This window comes from Fibrobacter sp. UWH5 (assembly GCF_900142505.1).
Lineage (GTDB): Bacteria > Fibrobacterota > Fibrobacteria > Fibrobacterales > Fibrobacteraceae > Fibrobacter.
In genome coordinates, this window is the sequence record NZ_FRBB01000020.1 from 45,443 (window position 1) to 64,533 (window position 19,091).

Sequence of the window (19,091 nt, forward strand, 5' to 3'; positions counted from 1 at the left end):
GGGCCTGCGGGACCTGCTGAGATAGAAACGAGTCGGCCCTTCGGCGCCGACCGTTTTTTTTGGGACTTTTTTCAAAAATAGGTTACTAAACAAGCGTTTTAATACGATTTAGTAACCCCAATTTTAGTTTATTCAAAATGAGAACCACATTCACGAGCTATTTTACAAGGTGCACAGGTTACTACTATCTATTTTTTATCCTTTTTAGTAACCCCAAAAACGTATTTTTCCTCATCAAAGTAGATAAAATAATTAATTTATACAAAATAAAGGTTACTAAATGAACTTTTCTTGCCCATTTAGTAACCTCAAAATGAAAATCTGACTTTTTAAAATCGCTTTTCGAATTTAGCGAATGGCACGAAGCCTTGTTCCCTCGCGGGGCTATTTCTTCTTGGACTTTTTCTTGGCGGCCTTCACATTGGCGAGAGCGGCTTTCAAGGCTTCCTTTTCGGCCTGCTGTTCTTCGGGAGTGGGCTTGGTATCTTCAACCAGACGGTCGGCCCATTCATCCCAGAAGCGGCAACGTTCGCCGTCCAATTTCATCTTGGCGAATTTGACGGGTTCCGTTTCTACAGCCAGAGTTACAACAGATTCCTTGTAAGCCTGCGGGAGGCCAGAAACGTGAGCCATGCGCTGCTTCAGTTCCGCCACAGTAGCGTCAAGAATTTCTACGCCAAAGCGACGTTCAATGTAACGGCGGGTAATGAAGCCCATAGACATAAAGTAGTCGCCCTGGTTTCCTTCGGCAAGGTAATTGCGAACGCGAAGTTCCTTGAGAGCCAAGACCGCTTCTTCGTAAGGCGGCAGACGGGGAGCCGCACCCTGCTTGCGTAATTTCTTGTGCAGGAGCCAGCCAGCCACCACCAGCAAGATGGCACCAAGTACACCCAGCAAAATATACAGCCACTGAGGCAGGCGGGGGTCAGCCATGGGGTCTTCCACTTCCAGGATGTCCTCTTCTTCGCCGGTGGTGCGGGGAGCAACCTTCACGGCCACGGGGTCTGTATTGGTGCGCACGGTATCGCTACCCACAACAGCCAACACCTGCTGGGGAGCGATCATGAAATCGCCGCCGACAAAAGTGTTCAACGTTGCAAGCCAGGTAAATTTTGCAGTGCCCTTGGGCATACCCTCGGTAATACGTTCATTCTTCATTTCCTTCACTTCGAAGCTACCGAGATTTCCTACGAAGCTGGGCAAATCCACAATGGCGTTTTCGGGAGCGGTCACGGAGATTTCGTAATTGAACATATCACCGATAAACACCTGGGCGTTATCCACGTTGGCCTTGACACTTACATCGAAGGCGAAACTCCAGGAAGCCACAAGACATACCAGCAGGGCAATCAGCGAAAAACGACGTACCAAAATAATGTTCTTCATAAAAATTAGCGTTCCAAAACTGCGATTTCAATATTCTTCAAGGAATATACAAAATTTCGACTATGGCAAGCCAACCCCAAAATGTGGACTCGGGAAAGAAAAAGCTAGATTGAAAGAACTACGTTATGAATGGATCCGTTTTCAAGAAGCTGGCAATTGCGCTATTGGGCTGCACCCTTTTTTGGGGAGTGCCCGCCTGCGCGCAGACAGATTCTACGCAAACGGATTCCGCCCAAACAGCCACGGTCCAGACCGAGGCGGCCATTGACTCTAGCTTTCGAACCAGCGTAAACCACAACTTTACCTGGGCAGCCTTTGTACTGACTCACAAGGCGCTCCGCAATTCGGAATCCCTGCACAATTGGCCGTTCTTCCCGCTGGCAACCCCCATTGCCTGGAACAGCGATTTCCGTGCCGAAAAGGATCTGGGCAAACTGCTGACTTTGAAAGGAATGGTGGGTTCAAACCTGAGCATCATGGACCTGGGATTCAACAGCGACATTACCCTGGAAGCGATCCACTTGTTGGAGCTGGGCATATCCGCAAACATCCATTCCTCCTTCAACTACGGAAGTTACGCCACCTTCATGGGCGTATACAATGCTGAGGAAGGTGCGTTTGACAGGGATATGTTCATGACGGCTTTTTCCTACGGAATCAAATACCGAGTGGGCGCCACCATTCCCTTGATTGCCTTTTTGCCCAGGAGCAAATGGACCAGGATTGTATTGAGGCCAAACGCCAACTGGACCTTTACCAAGTACACCAATGCCGAAGAGGGTGAAATCTGGAAATGCGGTTCGGAGTATTCTGCAAACGGATACCGCTACCGGTATGGAGGAACATTAATTTATATGTTGCCATTCCAGCGATTCCCCATGCTCATGGTCAACGCCGGTGTAGGCGGATTTTTAAGGTCCACCAAATTTGACGAAGTTTACGATGGTTATGATCCCTACTTCAAGACCTTTAGCATCATGCCCATGCTGAGCATAAAGGTTAACGAAAAATGGAATGGCATGATCATGGCAAACTTCTCCAGGGATCGCAAATACAGGAATTACCATTACGAAGTCACTGAGGAACTTCTACAGGAAAGAATCGGAAGCGAGTGGGGCACAAAAGTCATCATGGCGACTTTTTCCCGAAAGTTCTAGGGGATCGACTAAACGCAAGCGGCCAAGCGATTTGGAATCTCACCTAGGCGAGACTTTGGCAGCCCGACGTTTAACGGCCCAGCAGTCTTTTCTTCCGCAACGCTGCAGACGGATGTTCACGATAAATTAACGAAAAAAGAACCGTATGCGGAATCTCGCAAGAGGCAAGTTCGCGCAGCGCCTTTTTAGCCACCTGCTTGTCAGTCGCTTCCAGAGCATACTTGTCGCATTCGTATTCCTGATTCCAGCAATAGAAATGGAACAGCACGCGGCCAGGAACCGCCACCACATGGAGCCAGAGGATAGCCGCCCACAGAGGCAAACCGTAGCGTCCCATCAGCATGGCCAACAGACCCACCGCAAGCATAAGCACCGCCACCTTGAAAAGGTTCCGCAAAACACTGTGGTGATAAACACCGTGAGCTTCTTCATGGAACTTCACGAAGTTCCCGACCAGAGGTTCCTTGCGGCTTTCGGGCAATGGTACAATATCGTTCACCAGAGGAATCAGGCGAAGCACCCCAAAGGCGCCAGCCTTCACCTGCGTCAGGCGGGCTTCACGCACTTCGAGAACAGCACGGGCCACCACCTCCACGGCAAGCAAAATCCAGAGGGCCACCATCATGGGCTAGACCTCAAGTTTTGAAACTTTAGCCACAGAGGTAAGCTTACGCAGCTTCTCTTCGACGCGGGCCTTTTCCCATTCCGTAAAGCCCTTGTCCACAGGATGGGCATCGTCGTAGTCGTCAAAGATTTCGCGACCGCGTTCGTTATCCTTGTCAAGACCGTGAGACACGCGTTCGAACCAGTCCTTTTCTAGCTGGCGGTAACGCTTCAGAAGATCTTCCAGAGTTTCGGGCAGGGGCACCACACGGACAACATCCTTGTTGGTTTCAGTTTCCGTCATAATCAGGCGGCGCAGTTCCTTGACCGGCTGCATCTGCAAATTGGCATCGCCCGCCACAAAGTTGATGATGGCATCCAGGACGTAACGTTCCAGATATTCCGCATAAGTATGCAGAGCCTGCTGACGTACTCGTTCACGCAAAAAGTTTTCGCCAAGGCCATCGATATGTTCCTTGGTGTAGACATCGCGAATAGTGGACACCTGCAAACGGCAATAGGCATCGTAAACATAGCGCACCGTTTCGGGGCTAAAGATGCTATAGAATCCGACAGGAATAATACCCTTGCCGCGAACGGAATACTTATAGGCATTACGGTCCAGGGCGTAGGCATTGCGGGCATAGTTCCAGCCCGGTACAATTTCGTTCAGGCGTGCAGGCACACCCATAAGCTGCGGATCGCCGGGGCGCACCAGGGAGAAGGGGAACTTCAAACGCTGGGGCATGGTGGTCACGCCGGTGGCAATCAACGAAAACGGTGACTCGCGATAGTTGGCGGGGAACTTGATGTTCACGCCCAGGCCAAAGAACATCCCCTGACCAGGCATCACTTCCTGATCGGGCATGCGGCCGGTATGGTTACTACCCACGTTGGCGCCATAACCCAGGTTGCCGCAACCATCGGGCCAGAGAGCAGCAATCAACAGGGAATGGTGATGCATCTGGGTCATGGGACCCATATAGGAACTGTTGACCTCACCCTCTTCGATATGGCAGCAGGGGGCGATAATAGAAGACTTGACGATGGCCTTGCAAGCCACCTTCACGCGGTTCATCAGAACGGATCCCTGAACTTCGGCACCGGTGTGGATGGTAACGCCCATCTGCACATTGGAGTTCTCAAGAATCACGGAGTCATAAACGTGGCTGGGATCTTCCAGAGAACTGAGCACCACAGAATTTCTGATCTTGGAAGCGCCTTCGATACGGGCGTGGGAACCAATCCAGCTGTTACGAATGATATTGGTATTGCTTACGACAGCACCCTTACCCACCAGACCAAAGGGAAGATCCATCTCTTCGCGGTAGGCGGCCAGCTGTTCGGCAAAGGCCTTATTCACTTCGGCATCGGCCTTGTGGAAAAGCTGGGCATCCACAAGGTCCATGGTAATTTCCGGGAACACCAGAACAGAGCGGCCACCCATCTCGTTACCCACAGACATGGACGAACCGATTTTATAGCTGATCTTTCCACTGCTAACAATGGAACCTACGTTGTGTATGACAGCGCTACTGCGAACAAGAACGTTACTAAGCATGGCCACCTTATAGATCAGCGCATTCTCGATAATGCAACCATGGACCATGCTGTCATAGACACCTGTCGGGAACGAAACGTCACCCGGGAGCAACAAAGTTCCAAAAAAGCGGGGCAGGTACACCTCACCTACAAAAATGGACCGATGAATACGACCGGCATCGAAATCCGGTTCCACCATCACCTTATCCCAAGATTCAGAACGGTTGCCGTTACCTTCCAGAATCTGAATTTCTTCGGGAGTCAACGGGCGATATTTGGAAGTGGCGGCCTTAATTGCCTTGAAGTTTTCAACGGCAGCAGCCAAAACACTATTCTTCAGCACTTTTTTCAATTTCAACAGTCGTTGCATGGCACAAAAATAGCCTAAATTTGTGCCGATGATGAAAGACCTGCTATTCAATTTGATTGGAAAACACAAATACGATATTTCTATCTACACAGAAGAAATTTTTGAAAGACGTTGCCAAGAAGAAATTATCCGTAGCGATGAGGATAACAGTTCTTTCGTGTATATCGAATTTGACTTCGAAACCGTTCGCAAGGAACTGGGCAGCGACGAAGCCAACGATAAATTCTGGGAAGTCTTCCTAGCCTCCCTGCACAAGAGCAATCGCGGAAGCGACATTATCGGTTTCCTGGAAATGGGATCCGGACTAGGCATGCTCTTGCTGGATTCTAAAATCGAAGGCTGGAACAGAGTGAGGGGCCGTATCGAACAGATGGGATCCACCATGGGTTTCAATCAGGTCAACAAGCTGCTGAACAGCGTCGTAAAGCCCATCGTTTACCCAACCTGCATCCAGGTTTCTGGCGACACGACCACCATGAATGTCGTCAACGCAGATATCACAGGTTAAGATGGTCCAGAAAGTTCTTGTCATCGGCTCAGTCTATCCCCGCTTTCATGAAGACGCCGAAGTCCCCTGGCTCCGAGCCTCTATCGCCCACTTGAAAGAAGCGGGCATCGACGTACAAGTACTTGCTCCTACATACAAAGGTCTGAAGAGCCACGAAATTGACGGCGTGCCGGTCAACCGATTCCGCTACGCCCCCAAGGACTGGGAAATGCTGACCCACGAAGAAGGCGCCCCCAGCAAGATGGCTTCCAAGCCCTGGCTGCAGCTTCTGGCAATTCCCTATATCATCAGCGGTTTCTTCCGCTGCATCAGCCTTTGCCGCAAGTGGAAACCGGACGTGATTCACGCCCACTGGCCCTTCCCCCACGCCTACATCGCCCTAGGCGCCGCCAAGCTTTTTAGGATTCCCCTGGTGCTGAACTTTCATGGTGCGGAACTCCTTCTGATCCGAAAGAAGAAATGGGTGAAGCCCCTATTGAAATTTGCAATCGGTCAAGCGCAAGCTGTTTTTGCCAACAGCAGTTTTACCGCAGGCAAGATCAAGGCCATCCGCAACGTGAACGTGGAATGGAGCCCCTACGGAACAACGCTTGGTTCAGACGAGAGGGACGGCAAGCCCGAGAATCAGATGCACCCAGTCAGCGGAAAGTTCAAGATTCTTTTCGTGGGTAGACATATTGAACGTAAAGGGATCTGCTACCTGATCGAGGCCGCCAAACACTTGCCTGCAGACAAGTTCGAAATCCGTATCGTCGGAGTAGGCGACCTGACCGAAGAACTGAAAAAGCAGGCGGCTCTGTTAGACGAGAGCGCAGGTCAACACTGCGACATCATTTTTACAGGTAAGCTTTCTCCTGCAGACCTGGAAGCGGAATACCGTAACGCCAATGTCTTTACCCTACCCGCCATCGTAGACCACAAGGGTGACACCGAAGGTTTGGGTGTGGTATTGATCGAAGCCATGGAACTGGGACTCCCTATCGTGGCAAGCAACGTAGGCGGAATTCCCGACGTAGTTGTAGACAACGTAAGTGGTCTGCTAGTTCCGGAAAAAGATCCGGTCGCCCTGGCCGACGCCTTCAAGCGACTGGCTGCCGAACCCGAACTGGTCCAGAAACTCCTTGCAGGTTCCCGCAAGCGAATCCAGGATTGCTTTACCTGGGACGGCATCATCCAGAGACAGATTGCCGTTTACAACAAAGTCATTAAATAATCAATAAAAGTTAGACGTAACAGGCCGGCTTTCTAAACCCTTCTGTCAAGTTCTTGATCAGGAGCTTCACGTCGATGGGCTTAGCCAGGTGACCATCCATACCAACCTCAAGAGCCTTCTTCTTGTCTTCTTCAAAGGCATTTGCAGTCATGGCATAAATGGGGATGTTGGCCTTCAGGCGGTTTTCCATATTCCTGATAACGCGGGTTGCCTTGTAGCCATCCATGTTGGGCATCTGGATATCCATGAGGATCAGGTCGTAGTAGCCCATTTCAGACTTACCCAGAGCATTGACACACTCGACACCGTCTTCCACATGATCCACCAGCAGGCCAAGGTCTTCGAGAATGGTCCTAGCGATTTCGGCGTTGAGTTCGTTATCTTCCGCCAGAAGGATTCGCTTACCCTTGAAGTCCATGTTATCTTCGTTCTGGCCAAGGCGCTTTTCCAGGAACTTTTCCGGAGAATCGATAATCTTGTGGGTGTTGATGACACGGAATGTGGTACCCTTTCCAAGTTCACTTTCCATCTCGATCTGGCCACCCATCAGGTCCACCAGCTTCTTCACGATAGACATGCCGAGACCCGTACCGGAAATACCGCAGTCCGTAGTGTTGCGTTCGCGGGTAAAGGAATCGTAAATCTTTTCCTGGAATTCCTTGGACATGCCGATACCGTTATCGCGGACGGTAGTCACATAGGTGCCGTAACCTTCGCGATCGCAGGGCAATTCTGTAAATTCAAGATGGATCTCGCCACCTTCACCGGTATACTTCACGGCGTTGCTGACCAGGTTCACCATGATCTGGCGAAGCTTGGCGGAATCCGCATACACATACCGGTGCTTGATATCCGATGTGGGATAAATCTTGATGTTCTTTCTCTTCAGCTCACCTTCGATAATGGCGTCGAAACTGTTGGAGGCATCCAGCACATCCATGAAGCCTTCGTCCAGCTGAACCTTTCCGCTATCGATACTGGCAAGATCCAAAACGTTGTTGATAATGGCCAGCAGGTATTCGCCAGAGAAGCGGATCTTCTTCAGGTAGTCCGCCACCACCACCGGATTGTTCACCACACCTTCCATCAGCCTTGCGAAACCAAGGACTGCATTCATGGGCGTACGGATGTCGTGGGACATGTTGCTCAGGAAGTTGGTCTTTGCGATGTTGGCCGCTTCAGCCCTTTCCAAGGCGTCCTTCAACTGCTTCTGTCTTGCGTTCTCGGCTGCCACTTCGGCATCGGTATTCACGTAGCCCACAGAAATTCTAGTGGGAGCTTCGTTGATGGCGTCAAACTTGATGACAATGAAGTTCACCCAGATGTAGTTGTGTTCCAGATCCAGGCAGCGGAACTTGGTAGAGAATCTCTTCTTGTCCTTCAGGCATTCCGTAATGTAATCCCTGCTGCTAAACTTGAGCATCTGTTCAAGATCTTCGGGATGGCAGAGGAACTGCATGGCGGTAACAAAACCATCGTAGAAGAGCGGGGTCCCCTGGCCGGTGAAATCCATAAATTCCTTGGAAGCTTTCTTACCGCCAATGTAAGCGTCAAACTGACCGGATTCCAGATCCACTACCATAAGCTGGTTGTATTCGCTGGCCAGACCGCCAATTGCAGAAATATCGTCTTCCAGCTGCTTTTCCAGAGCCTTCTCCTGCTTCTGGGCACGGGAGTACTGGATACCACGGAATATGGCGCTAGCAATAACGGAAAGAAGTATCAGGTGCTGGCTGTTCCTATGGGGGTTCTCCACAGACAATACGCCCACCACGCTATTCTTATATAGGAGGGGAGATACAACCAGGCGCTGAACGTTAGACTTGGAGAGAATGTCATAGGCTTCAGGACTTTCAGCACGGAAAGCCTCGTTGACTTCTACATAAAGACCGGTCTCATCCTTAAAATACTCATCCCACTTCCTGAAAGTGCTCTTTGCCGCGTTTCTAGGATTTTCCCTTACAGAAACGAGTCCTTCCTTACACCATTCATAGGTACTGATGGACACATCACTATTGCCGTCCACCTCGAAAATGCAGGTACGATCGGCATCGTAATGTTCATTCAAACGCTTCAAAAGGTCGTTAATGGTCACATTAACACCGTCAAAGCCGCTGAGCAGATACATAAACTCTTTTATTGCTGCAGCCTGTTCATCTAAAACGTTTGAAGATTTGTCCATAATCAATCACCTCGGCTTATGAAAATACAACTTTAAATTGTATTTATCAATATGCCATGTTGGAGTATGGGCGTTTTTGTGGTGCTACACAACAACTTACAGAAGAACTGCACCAATAATGGCGGCCAAGACAATCATTTTTATAGGGCTGACTTTTATTTTGTGATGTCCAACCGAAAAACCCTTGGTCAAGACAAAGGAAATCACAAAAAGGGCCACGGCCACGGCAAACTGCTTCGCCTGAAGGGGATCGCCACCAAAATCAGCAAAGGGATTGCCAAAGTTCTCGCCATTCATGAGCATCAGGGTCGCCGAAAGCAACAAACCTACCACTACCGGACGCAGTCCATCAAAAATGGATCGCACCTTGGGGTGATTGGCATACTTCATAAAGAAACGGCTGATCAGGAGCATCAGGATCAAGGAAGGCAGCACTAGGGAGAAGGTTGCCGCCAGGCTCCCCAGGAAGCATACCCAAGGGTCCGCCCCGGTATTCTGCAGAGCCGTATAGCCGGCGTAAGTGGCACAGTTGATTCCTACGGGGCCGGGGGTCATCTGGCTAATGGCCACGATGTCGGTAAAGTCGGCAGAACTCATCCAGGGGTGATTGACCACCACATCCTGCTGAATCAACGAGAGCATGCCGTAACCGCCACCGAACCCGAACAGGCCGATCTTAAAGAATGTAATGAACAGCTGGAGGAAGATCATTTCTTGCCTCCGCGGCCCAGGATGTAGCCCGCGATTCCTGCCGCGATAATGATCAGGATGGGAGAAACTCCCAACTGCCAAATCAGCAGGGCGCTCACAATGGGAACCCAGAAGGTGTAGCGGTTCAACTTCGCCTTCTTCGCCAGGTTGTAAGTGGGAACGGCAATCAGGGCGACCACCGCAGGACGAATGCCGCGGAATGCCGCCGCGATGATTTCATTATCCTTGAACTGATGGAAAAACAACGCGATCAGCAGAATGATAATGAAGGAGGGCAGCGCCGTGCCGATGCAACTTACAATGGCACCCTTCACGCGACGCAAACGGTAACCGATAAAGATGGCGATGTTTATGGCGAACACACCCGGACAGCTCTGGGCAATGGCCATCAGGTCCAGGAATTCTTCCTTGCCCACCCACTTCTTCTTCTCGATGATTTCCGCCTCGATCAGCGGAATCATGGCGTAACCGCCACCGATAGTAAACAGCCCTATCTTGAAGAAAGTCAGGAATGCGTCGAGATAGATGTTGCGGGAGACCGCGACGTCATTTGAGGCCTGTGCGGGATCCTGTGAAGGATGCTGCGCGGACTTTGACTGAGGCACTTTTTCGGGCATAGAACAAATTTAGCAAAACTAAAGTTCGCGCAAATATTCTTCCACATTCAAGTAATTAATACCATCAATCACCTGTGACGCGCCGCGGTAAACCACGTTCTTGCTTACAATGGTGCCGTAGCGGAACTCCGTATCGCGGCTCTTTTTTGCATCCTTCAAGTGGCGATACTGTTCTTTTGCCACAATTTCGGAATGCTTGATTTCATAGATTTCGCAGGTCGCATTTTCAGAATTTGCAACAACCATGTCGAACTCGCCGACCGCAAACTGCAACTTAAAAACATGGCAATCAGGTCGCGCCATTTTTGTTTCGAGCAGCACGATTTCTTCCATCATGCGGCCCTTGATTTCATTAAGAATACGTTCCGCAATAGACTTGCGCTCCACCAGGGAACAACTACGAAAGGCATCGTCCAGCAAAAGGGAATCAATCAGAGCCTTCGCCTGGGCATAGCGAAGTCCCGGCTGTGAAATCGTGGTCAATCGCTCCCGTTGATTGAAATTCCCAAAGTTTTCCACATCAATGTCAACCGTCAAATCCAGCAAGTCAAGGTATTCACGAATTTCCCGTACATGGTCCTGGGAAATAGCGACGCTCATTTCCTGACGATTTTTCACATCAAGATTCTTCATCAGGCGTGCAGTAACCTTCACCACATTCACTCGGTCCAAAATATCCGTAGGGTGAAACCTGTCTCTACGCAAATTCTTTGCCGACAAACTCAAATCACCGGAACGAAAATCACGAGTCAGCACATCCAAGGTAAAACGATGGTTGATGTCCTCTACAATGCGGTTGATGGCATTGGTCAGCTCACCCGCCTCGTACAGAGATTTCAACGAACGAAAGTGACCTTCGTACTGGTAGCATTTCAGGGAATGCTGAATATTCTTCGCGATGGCGCTGTCCACATACTCATTGGCGCTCTTCACATTCGCAAAGGTAAAACGGTCCTTATTGTATTCACGGCCGCCCATGCTCATGGTACCGCCATATTGAATGTACTCGTCAATACCATTCAAACCAAGAACACGCTCAAATTCGCGATACGGAATAAATGTGGTGTGCAACATTTCCGCACGGTCGTAAAGCTGTTCATCCTCGGAAAAAACAAAACCCAGAGAGTCTGTACCCGAAAGAACAATCTTCATGCCGCAGGAAGCGAACACATCTGCAAACAGGGCCGCCCCCTCGATGAAATCGGCAAGCATGGTCACCTCATCGATGAACACATACTTGAAGCCAGCACCCTCCAAAATTTTAAGATCAGCGTTCAAGTCCGCAAGACTGTTCCTTGAATTCACTTGGACAAAAGCCGCCTTCGCCAAGTCCCCAGGCGCCATCTCTCCAAACAGCTGGCGAATCAAAGTCGTCTTACCCGTGCGGCGAAGCCCATACAGAATGAAAACACGGTCATTGCCAGGGCCATAAATGTAACCACGCAGACGTTCAAAGCCATCGCGCTTTTTCCAGTTCAAAACATTGGCTGTAAAATTCGTGAGGGCAGCGCCAAGCTTCACATCCGTCTTGAACGACTGTCCAGCCGAGCCATTCGTCACGGCGACAAGAGCTCCACCAGCAAAATAAGCCGCCCCATTATCGCGAAGCAACAAGCCTTTCGTGAGCGACGCGGTAACCACCTTCGCCGCCTTGCGCTCTTCAATTTCCGCCAATAGCGTCGGCAGTTCCTCATCCTTCACGCGGCGGGAACGCTGCTTGCCATCTTCCATCCACTGGTAATACGCATAACGCTTACCGTTGATGGTCTTGTAAGTGATTCCGCCGATGCTCTTTGCCATAATGTTCCGCCCCTTTGCACTTCATCGCTTTTTAACTTAAAATTTAACTTATTAAGTTAAAAGAAGCAAGTAAGACAATAGAACTTCCAAAAAATTCAAATAAAACAACTCTCAAAGGGATTTTTTAATTTTCATTCAATTTTTTGTCAACTGCGACTTATTTTTACTCTATATAGAGATTAGAGGTAAAAAATGAAAATTGTTTTTGTGAATATCCCCATGAAAAAGGCATCTGATCCCAAACATTACCCTGTGGATGGAAATAGCGAAATTGAATACGAGGGCAACGTACGTTTCCCCATTAACGCCGTATTGGCAAAAAGCCTTAAAAAGGGAGAATCCGTAAAAATCGTAAAGTTCATCACCAAAGATTCCAAGAATAATTACCTTGAAAACTCAAGATTTTTTAATGAGGAACTGGATCTGTTGAACCAAGGCATTGGCGCGAATATCCAATACAACGAAATCATCGAAGAATATTCCGAAGATCTTCGCACCCATGAAAATCGATTCAGGAAGCTTATTAACGAACTAGAAGACGGCGCAGACATCCTTGTGGATATCACCTATGGGCAAAAGACTCTACCCATCCTGCTCTTTTCTACCCTGTCCTTTGCGGAGAAATTCTATAACGCAAACATCCAGAACATTATTTACGGCAAGATCAACTACGATTCCGACAACAATATCATCGATGGATCCCAGAAGATCTATGACATTACCTCCCTGTACTATTTGAATACGCTTACCGCATCCATGGAAGCTCCGAATGGAGAAACTGCAAAGGAAATGATTGACAATTTCTTTGAGATGTAACCATGAACGAAAAGGAATTGAGCATATTGCAGAAACTTGAGGAGCTCTGTAGAGAATACCAATCTCTACAGAATCGTTCTAACATGGACTCCCGAAGGCTTACCATCAGTAAGCTATTTGCGGCTTGTGTATTTAGAGATTATTGCCCTCTTTATTGGAAACGGGATGATATCAAGAACGCCGGTTTAGAGATATCCAAAACAATCACTTCCGTATTCGCCAACTACAATCCTAAAGAAAGCGAGTTTTCTCACTATCTAAACAGCGCATTAAAAAATGCAATTCTTAAAGGGCGACAAAATGCAATCGTAGGGGATTCTGAAAATCTTAAGAAGATCCAAAAAGACACCATTGCAGACAGCGAAACAGCACTCAGCAATGAACCCACGGAACACCACTCCACAGAGACCGTCCAAATTGACGACAACATATTGGACACCATTACCCGTACATGGGAGCGAGAGAACGAGAGACACAGGCCTTTCCTTTCGCTTTATCTGAATTCAATCTTCCATGAATTTGGTGATTACGGTAATTTGTGCCATAAATACGAATTCTTATCAGCAACATGCAAGGAATTTTCTCCAAGTATGCAGCAACAGGAAATGGCCGCCAAGTACGGCATTGAGAAGACAAACGCCAGCAAGATTATCGCTCGTTTCAAGGCTAAAATGCAATATCTCCAGTCAACGCTGAAAAATAACCGAACATAAAGTCCAAAGTGAAAGATATTATGAAAAAAAATTTACCAAATCTACAAATCCTCTTACAGGATATGATTAAGTCCTCCGAAGTTCGACGCACGAAGCAGGATATTTTGGTGTCGTCGGACCAGCCTTTAACGCTGCTGGATGTAAAGAAATCTGTTTCCGAGCAGTTCAACGTTCTGCAAGAATCAGAAGAAAACAAGGCTGATTTTACCAACGAGAATGTAGCCCTCATCTTTAGCACAAGAGCTATCTTCTACTTCTTTACCAAAGCAATTCAAGTCAAAGACAGGGACTTTTTAGCTGATACCATAGAATCACAAAAGGCATCGATTCTAGACGCTATTCAGTATATTCACCATAACCAGTTGTTGAATGAGAATATTGATCAAGAACGAGAATTCTTTGAACAAAACAAACAATACGGAAACAAGCCCCAGGCATGTTATACCCTAATGGAGGGAAATATGCCCAAGGAGCATTTTGAATACGCACTTGGTTTTTATATCACCATATGTGCTAGTCATCATCCTGAAAAAAAGGACCAACTTCATGAAATAGCATATTGGTACCATCATTTTAAGTCTCTTTTTAGTTATGTAAGCAATGCTGAAGATATAGGCAAATTCGATATTCTTACAAATGAAACTTTACTCAAATACTTCTACATCTTCTGCGATTTGCAGACCATGAACAAGAAGTTCATGTACACAGAGCTTCCTTTCATGGAAAGGCGAATTGCTCAAAATGACTACACGCACGAGGTACTGCCATGTATAGACATTCACGAACTTTATGAAATGTTATGTATTGACAGCATTATTAGACCAGACACAAAGCAGTATCTTGTAGAAGAATTGGTCGCAAAAGTTTTCTTCAACAAGTATTCCATAGCCAAATCTCTTGATGAACACCGAGCACAAGTCGACGTCATTAATTCTTTAAAATATTTCGAAGGCCAAACTCGCCCCATGAAATTCGCCGGTTTCAAAAGGGACGACTATTACACAACTCCTTCCCAGCTGTTTGAAAAGATTATATACCTTTTCAAGGAAGAAATTTCTGATAACTACGGAATCCTTGCCTGCCTTTATATGCTTTCCAAAGAGATGGATATTGACGAATTCGCCAGCCTTTTTATGGAAGAAAAAGAGGAATCTTTCACGCTTAGAAAACACTACCTAAAACTTATCGACAAGGCACTAGAGTTTGAGGTGCAAAAAAATGCGGAGTTAGACAGTAAAAATTGGCAGGGAAAGGAATATCGTCGATTCTACAATATTTTTGACGGATACGAAGACCGAATAAAAAAAGCAAAGACAGCCGAAATACTTCGTATTCAAAAACAACAACAGAATATTGATTTAGGTCTAGATAATTCTACAAGCCTGAAAAAAGATTTACTTCAATATTTCCTTTGGTTTGTCATTTTTGATAAAATAGGTCTATACTACGATAACGATGAAAACATATATCAACCCCATTCTGAACGCGAAAAAATGTCTATTCCTTTCTGTAATGCCACAATGGATCAGGAATATAAGGACATCAATAAGGTTAACAAATGGTTCAATGATTTATTAAAAAAAATCGGCGTAGAAAACGAGGTTAACCTATCCTTAGACAAGGTAAAAGATTACTGGAGCGTTATCTTACTCGCTTACAATTTGTCCCGAATTGAGCCCGCAAGCAAGGACGCTATTGTTAACGAACTCAACTACATTCGCGAACAACAGAAAAGTTTGCTACATATTGATATAAAGGATATTTCAAAAAAAGAGAAGGATCAAAACAAGATTGACGAAATTCGCAAGTACAATGATGATTCAAGAATGAATCATGAAAAACTTAGGAAAATTGATTGCGGTTTCAAGATAGAGACCTTTGCCCAAAAATTCTATCCATTTACATCAAGTTCTTTTGTAAAAGAAGGTACGCAAAACCCAAAAGATTATTTTATCCATGGATTCGAGCGTTCCATCCAATGTAAATGTCTTTGGGAAACTGACAACGAATACTTTGATGATGGTTCTCTTGATTGGGTAAAAATCAACAGCAAGGGACTAGAGACGCGCTATCTTTACCGCGATAGAAACGCCTATTCTCACCATACCAAATTTGCAAATGTAAAAGCATTATTAGAACCTTCCAATTGGAAAAACCTGCTTATAGCACTATCAGAATTCCATCTTCTTTTAAATACGGACTTATGGGCAGAACGTGTAGGATTTAGACTAAATTCACCTGTAGATTCCTCAATTCAAAACGATGACGTTTTCTTTCAGAACATATATCTTCAAAATGAAGCAGAAAACTTGTTTGACACGCTGATTCGTTATGTACAAGAAAAATATAAATGCGCTTCAAGAATTTTCAAAATTTTGGATTCTCAAAAATATAAAGAGACAAGATGTAATGGTGGTGACTGGAAAAAGGAATGCCTTCCCATCTACAAGTGTATTGAGTATATTGAAAACAATAAAACGAATAAAAATCCGGATATTGACTACTCTCAATGCAAAGGGCTTGACGACGAAAATGGAACCTTCGTAATCCGCCTTGAGAAAATGCTGAACATCATGTTCCTTGTAAACGATACATACGTCAGCGATGTCCAAAGTGTAAAGTTCATGGATTTCTATTCCCAGTACAATATGGAGATTTCCTTGTACTTGATTTATATGACCTTCGCTCTAAATTACTGTGATGAGGTAAAAATTGAGTAATTGAAATAAAGTTTCATCTTTATTGTCAACTTCCAATTATTCAAGCCCTATATGTTAATGAGCGGACAAACTGCTCAAAACATATAGGGTTTTATGTTTTAGCAGTCATTCTCTTCTAAACATAACCACAATACAATCTTACGAGGGATAAAGGCTTTTGCAACCGCAAAAGTCCATGGAGATTTTTGTCTTCAAGCAAAAATTTTACCCAAGAAAGGAGTTCTAAATGGCAAATCTGTCAACCGACAAAGAAATCAACACCCTCTGCAACCGCCTTTTGGCTACAGGCCTTTGGCAAGTCGTTCGCAAGGGAAAACATACGGTAATCAAGCATGTCGCAAAAGGAGCGAGAATGTTCTTCTCTGTTCCGTGTACCCCCAGCGATCCACGCGCCTATTCCAACTTCAAGAGAGATTACCTCAGATATCTACGCAACTATCTCATTCAAACAGGCACTATCATCCGATAAACCCAGGAGCCCACTAATGAACATCAAGACCATCGTCATCAACTGGCACATCACCGAATCTTGTAACTACAAGTGCAAATACTGTTTTGCGAAATGGAATCGAGTCAAGGAAATCTGGACAAACCCAGACAATGTCCGAAAGATACTTGAAAATCTTAAAAGCATTCGCCTCGAAGATTGCCTCTTCACCCAAAAGCGTCTCAATATCGTAGGTGGCGAGCCCATTCTGCAGCAGGAACGTCTTTGGCAGGTCATCAAAATGGCTCACGAAATGGACTTCGAAATTTCCATTATTACCAACGGAAGCCATCTTGAATACATCCGTCCCTTCGTCCACTTGATTTCCCAGGTAGGAGTTTCCATTGATTCCTTCGATCACAAAACCAATGTGAGAATAGGCAGGGAATGCAATGGTAAGACTATTTCCTTTCAGCAGTTGAAGGAAAAGTTGGAGGAACTCCGCACTCTTAATCCTGGCCTCAATATCAAAATCAACACCGTAGTGAACGAATACAACTTCAACGAAATTCTTGTGGACCGTATGGCCGAACTGAAAATTGACAAGTGGAAGATTCTTCGTCAGCTGCCTTTTGATGGAAAAGAAGGCATTTCTGATTTCAAGTTCAACACCTTCCTGTTCAACAATCTCAAGGAAGAAAAAATGCCAAAGAAAGATCCTCTGAGCAATTTCTTGGCGGCCTTCAGCGCACCCCAAAAACCAAACAACGTCATTTTCGTTGAAGACAACGATGTCATGACAGAAAGCTACCTGATGATCGCTCCCGACGGAAGACTTTTCCAGAATGGTCACAAGGAATACGAATACAGCCACCCCCTCACTGAAATTTCTATTGATGAAGCCCTGGAGGAAATCAACTTTGACCAGGAAAAGTTTAACAACCGTTATGAAAACTACGCCACCGAAGAGGCCAAATATCGCATGGAGGAGTTCTTCCTTATGAACGAATACGAAGACGTTTCTTTCGACTGCTGCTGCCCATTTGGAGACAAGGATTAAGTCACCACGCCCCAAGAGCATCCCTCAACGGCTCATAAATTTGGTGCAACCAGGTTATCAAGGAGACTGGAATCGGCAAATAATTACGCCCTTGATAGCTTTGGTTGCACCATCCCTATCACCACCAACGTCCAAAATTCACTGTCGTCTAATACTATTTATTGACCTACTAAAAAATTTTATCTAACTTTCGTTTTACATAGCGGGAAACCGCGACCGGATTTTTTGAGCTTTGCTCTTATCTTCTAGACTGGAATCGGCAAAATTCACAAACGCAGAAGATAGCAGGCAAACGCTCACGTCCCATTGGGGCGTGGGTTGTTGTCGTTTATTTATGCGTAATGGCTTTGCCGAGCCTCAGTCTGTAGATAAGCGATGAACGACTCCACGCCTTTTTTATTTGAACGAAATTCATTCTTCATAAAAAGCCGTCAAGTTCTTCTTAAGTTCGAAAAGGTTGCATTCACAACAAAGTAAAGGAGCTTTTATGAAGAAAATATTACTTGCAGCAACCGTCACCGCATTTTTCGCAGCATGTTCTGACGATTCGTCATCATCTGCACCAAACGATTCTTCTGTTTCCAGCATCTACGAACTGGGCGCTTGTAACAGTAGCAACAGAGGTGAAACAAAATACGTCCAGGATAAGGACGACAACTATGTGTGCATCGGTGGAGAATGGATTGCAGAAAAGGATGCCTCCACTCCTAAATCCAGCAATTCAGGAGGTTACGCGGATGCAATTACAAGTTCTGATTCCGGCGAAAATCCAAAGGAAGAAATCAAGGAACCTGCAAAGCAGGAAGTTTCCGTTTACACTACGGCGCAGACTACCCTGACCATCAACCTGCTCAAATACGAGCAGCTAAAAGCGATGGACGAAAAAGACAAGGAAGATGGAGAACCCCGAATTTCCTTTACCATAAAGTCCAGCAAAGATGGTATCGATGAAATGGATCCTGTCAAGACAACAACGATCAATCTCGGTAACGATGTGGGCTACTGGTTTGGCAGCAAGGAAGTTTCCGTACTATTGCCCAAGGGTATCAATATCATTCAGGTATGCCCCAAGTTTGTCGACGAAGACGCATTCTTTGACGACGAGGAATACACATCCACCAAATGCTACGCAATCAATGATGTAGGACAGAAAATTGATAAGGCCATCAAGCAGACCGACGACGGTTCTGCCTACTACACCATGGATTGGGAAGTAACGGTTACCTACTAAAATAAAATTTCACTAAAAAAATCCAGTCCCAAATC

At 46.3% G+C, this 19,091-nt stretch carries 16 protein-coding genes; 9 read left to right on the plus strand and 7 right to left on the minus strand.

Annotated features, from left to right (window positions below; all coding sequences use genetic code 11):
* Positions 1 to 384: 384 nt before the first annotated feature.
* Positions 385 to 1,386 (minus strand): hypothetical protein, encoded by a 1,002-nt coding sequence (locus BUB38_RS13420; RefSeq protein ID WP_249506461.1) that lies wholly within the window; start codon positions 1,384 to 1,386, stop codon positions 385 to 387.
* A 125-nt stretch (positions 1,387 to 1,511) separates the two neighbouring features.
* Between BUB38_RS13420 and BUB38_RS13425 the strand changes: the two genes are divergently transcribed.
* The gene (locus BUB38_RS13425) at positions 1,512 to 2,543 is read left to right on the plus strand and encodes a hypothetical protein (RefSeq protein ID WP_073161248.1); all 1,032 of its coding nucleotides are present in this window, start codon (positions 1,512 to 1,514) and stop codon (positions 2,541 to 2,543) included.
* Between the two features lie 70 nt (positions 2,544 to 2,613).
* On the opposite strand, the gene BUB38_RS13430 is transcribed toward BUB38_RS13425, so the two are convergent.
* Together BUB38_RS13430 and BUB38_RS13435 are read right to left on the minus strand one after the other, a co-directional pair.
* The gene (locus BUB38_RS13430; RefSeq protein ID WP_073161249.1) at positions 2,614 to 3,168 is read right to left on the minus strand and encodes a M48 family metalloprotease; all 555 of its coding nucleotides are present in this window, start codon (positions 3,166 to 3,168) and stop codon (positions 2,614 to 2,616) included.
* A 3-nt stretch (positions 3,169 to 3,171) separates the two neighbouring features.
* Complete coding sequence (locus BUB38_RS13435; protein WP_254794964.1) at positions 3,172 to 5,046, minus strand: DUF4954 family protein; 1,875 nt, start codon at positions 5,044 to 5,046, stop codon at positions 3,172 to 3,174.
* Positions 5,047 to 5,086: 40 nt separating this feature from the next.
* On the opposite strand from BUB38_RS13435, the gene BUB38_RS13440 reads away from it, so the two are divergent.
* Both BUB38_RS13440 and BUB38_RS13445 read left to right on the plus strand, forming a co-directional pair.
* Positions 5,087 to 5,566, plus strand: coding sequence for a hypothetical protein (locus tag BUB38_RS13440; RefSeq protein WP_073161251.1), 480 nt, complete (start codon positions 5,087 to 5,089; stop codon positions 5,564 to 5,566).
* Between the two features lies 1 nt (position 5,567).
* Positions 5,568 to 6,779, plus strand: coding sequence for a glycosyltransferase (locus tag BUB38_RS13445; protein ID WP_073161252.1), 1,212 nt, complete (start codon positions 5,568 to 5,570; stop codon positions 6,777 to 6,779).
* Between the two features lie 10 nt (positions 6,780 to 6,789).
* On the opposite strand, the gene BUB38_RS13450 is transcribed toward BUB38_RS13445, so the two are convergent.
* The 4 genes from BUB38_RS13450 to BUB38_RS13465 form a co-directional block, all read right to left on the minus strand.
* A complete protein-coding gene (locus tag BUB38_RS13450; RefSeq protein WP_083539816.1) occupies positions 6,790 to 8,961 on the minus strand; it encodes an ATP-binding protein in 2,172 nt (723 codons plus the stop codon).
* Between the two features lie 96 nt (positions 8,962 to 9,057).
* A complete protein-coding gene (locus tag BUB38_RS13455; protein WP_073161254.1) occupies positions 9,058 to 9,672 on the minus strand; it encodes a chromate transporter in 615 nt (204 codons plus the stop codon).
* Positions 9,669 to 10,289, minus strand: a complete 621-nt coding sequence (locus BUB38_RS13460) for a chromate transporter (RefSeq protein ID WP_083538281.1) — start codon at positions 10,287 to 10,289, stop codon at positions 9,669 to 9,671. The genes BUB38_RS13455 and BUB38_RS13460 overlap by 4 nt, the downstream gene beginning before the upstream one ends.
* An 18-nt stretch (positions 10,290 to 10,307) precedes the next feature.
* On the minus strand, positions 10,308 to 12,089 hold the full coding sequence (locus BUB38_RS13465; RefSeq protein WP_073161255.1) for an AAA family ATPase: 1,782 nt from the start codon (positions 12,087 to 12,089) through the stop codon (positions 10,308 to 10,310).
* A gap of 192 nt (positions 12,090 to 12,281) precedes the next feature.
* Between BUB38_RS13465 and BUB38_RS13470 the strand changes: the two genes are divergently transcribed.
* From BUB38_RS13470 to BUB38_RS13495, 6 genes are all read left to right on the plus strand, one after another.
* Positions 12,282 to 12,905 (plus strand): TM1812 family CRISPR-associated protein, encoded by a 624-nt coding sequence (locus tag BUB38_RS13470; RefSeq protein WP_073161256.1) that lies wholly within the window; start codon positions 12,282 to 12,284, stop codon positions 12,903 to 12,905.
* A 2-nt stretch (positions 12,906 to 12,907) separates the two neighbouring features.
* Positions 12,908 to 13,618 carry a hypothetical protein gene (locus BUB38_RS13475; protein ID WP_073161257.1) on the plus strand — a complete coding sequence of 237 codons (711 nt, stop codon included), beginning with the start codon at positions 12,908 to 12,910 and terminating at the stop codon, positions 13,616 to 13,618.
* 20 nt (positions 13,619 to 13,638) lie between these two features.
* On the plus strand, positions 13,639 to 16,338 hold the full coding sequence (locus BUB38_RS13480) for a hypothetical protein (protein WP_073161258.1): 2,700 nt from the start codon (positions 13,639 to 13,641) through the stop codon (positions 16,336 to 16,338).
* Positions 16,339 to 16,564: 226 nt separating this feature from the next.
* On the plus strand, positions 16,565 to 16,807 hold the full coding sequence (locus BUB38_RS13485; RefSeq protein WP_073161259.1) for a hypothetical protein: 243 nt from the start codon (positions 16,565 to 16,567) through the stop codon (positions 16,805 to 16,807).
* A 16-nt stretch (positions 16,808 to 16,823) separates the two neighbouring features.
* On the plus strand, positions 16,824 to 17,825 hold the full coding sequence (locus BUB38_RS13490; RefSeq protein WP_073161260.1) for a viperin family antiviral radical SAM protein: 1,002 nt from the start codon (positions 16,824 to 16,826) through the stop codon (positions 17,823 to 17,825).
* 487 nt (positions 17,826 to 18,312) lie between these two features.
* Positions 18,313 to 19,056 carry a hypothetical protein gene (locus BUB38_RS13495; protein WP_073161261.1) on the plus strand — a complete coding sequence of 248 codons (744 nt, stop codon included), beginning with the start codon at positions 18,313 to 18,315 and terminating at the stop codon, positions 19,054 to 19,056.
* Positions 19,057 to 19,091: the final 35 nt, after the last annotated feature.